3 protein-coding genes are annotated in these 1,607 nt (G+C 53.6%); 2 read left to right on the forward strand and 1 reads right to left on the reverse strand.

What is annotated here, in order from left to right:
- A partial coding sequence (locus ACXJ5O_RS26355; RefSeq protein WP_457302485.1) for a sensor histidine kinase occupies window positions 1-654 on the forward strand: 654 nt, incomplete at its 5' end.
- Window positions 655-662: 8 nt separating this feature from the next.
- Here the strand turns inward: ACXJ5O_RS26355 and ACXJ5O_RS26360 are convergent.
- Window positions 663-884, reverse strand: a complete 222-nt coding sequence (locus ACXJ5O_RS26360) for a hypothetical protein (RefSeq protein WP_271897464.1) — start codon at window positions 882-884, stop codon at window positions 663-665.
- Window positions 885-1,167: 283 nt separating this feature from the next.
- Here ACXJ5O_RS26360 and ACXJ5O_RS26365 point away from each other — a divergent pair.
- Window positions 1,168-1,607 (forward strand): GAF domain-containing protein (locus tag ACXJ5O_RS26365; RefSeq protein WP_457302486.1); only part of this gene is annotated, 440 nt, incomplete at its 3' end.

Consider the following 1,607-nt stretch of genomic DNA (forward strand, 5'->3'; position numbering starts at 1 on the left):
GAGCGGGCTCGCGTGGAAACACTGCTGCAGGATTCCGACCATCGCATAGGAAATTCGCTTGCGACGGTCTCGTCGCTACTCGGTATTCAGATGCGGGACGTATCGTCGGAGGAAATACGCGCCGCGCTCGGGGCAGCCCGCGACAGAATTCAAACCATTTCGTCGGCCCACAGACGTCTGCGGCTTGGAAAGGATCATGAGACTGTTCGTGCGGATGAATATTTGCCGGAGGTCATCGCTGATATCAAGCAGTCGACCGCCCATGACCGGGATATCAGGATTGTCGCAGAGCTTGCCCCAATAAACCTGAGCTCCCGCGATGCGACGACGCTGGGAATAATCATCGGCGAGTTGACGATGAACGCCATAAAACACGCTTTTCCGGACAACAAGCCGGGAGAGATAAGAATCGATCTTGTGCGGGGTGAGGGTGATGTTCTGCGACTGGAGATCGCCGATACCGGCGTCGGCATGCAGAAGACATCGAAGAAACGCTCCTCTGGACTTGGGTCGCTCATCGTCAATCAGCTTTGCCAGCAATTCGATGGATCCGTAGTCTACTCTGCCAATCTGGATGGGGGCACCTCAGTGAACGTGGCGTTACCTGGCCTCATGGAGATACAGTCAGAAGAGGCCACTGAAAAGGATGAGTGATCGCTTCGTCACAGCGTCGCAGCACCTGTTTCCGGTTTTTCGGCGTTCAGATGACCAAGGGCAAGTTCGATGTCCCGCAAATTTCGTGTTACTCCATCATCAGGATCCATACCACTTTCTGTGGCCGCTCGCTGTAGTCCCCGAGCCTCGCTCAACAGTTCTTCCAGTTTGGCAATCTTCTGGACCCTGCTCAGGCTTTCGTCAGAAAGAATGTCATTCGCTTCAAGCATTTTCGGCCTCCTTCAGTAGCCTAACGAAAACGAAGGTGCTGGATAAATGTTCCCATCAAGGAACAAAGCACAAAGGGTTGCGTTCTTGAGGGAGCTGTATCGATGGTATGAGTAGGGTGGTGATGCGAGCCATCATTTGGATATGAGATCGGAAAACATTTCAGAAAGCACGTTAGAATTTCTGTCGGGGTCGTCGCGTCGTGATGTTCTTTCGAGTTTGAAGACGCTTGAAATTCGCGAGCATGACAACGAATTCCATTGTTTGGCGGAACTCGCATTGTCGATGTCCAACAGCAGCGGCGCACAGATCACGCTTGTGGATGAGAAACGAAGCCGCGTCTTGTCCCACGCAGGCCGTATTGGGATAGCCAATATCTGGGCTATTGAAGCCAGTTCACTCGCGGCACCTGACAAGAGTTGCCTGATCATTCTGAACGCCGCGGAGGATGTTCGCTATTCCGAAATCGATGCGGTGACCCAGAGGCCGAATCTCCGGTTCCTGGCCGTTGCACCGATCTGCGTCTCAGACGAGTGTATTGGAGCTCTCAGCGTCCTGTCCGATGAGCCCCGAACGGAATTCGCTTTAACCCAGCAGGAGCAACTCATGCATCTGGCAAGACTTGCCGGTTCGTTTATCTCGCTCAAACGTGAATCCCGCACGGGAACCGACGCCGTGGCGAAGTTGCATCAGGATGAAGATCGTAATTCCATGGCACTTGAGGT

The sequence above is a fragment of the Phyllobacterium sp. P5_D12 genome, assembly GCF_054049495.1.

Bases quoted from the DNA above. Each gene is read 5' to 3' on its own strand.
- ACXJ5O_RS26360 (WP_271897464.1), bottom strand. From the start codon at position 884: ATGCTTGAAGCGAATGACATTCTTTCTGACGAAAGCCTGAGCAGGGTC.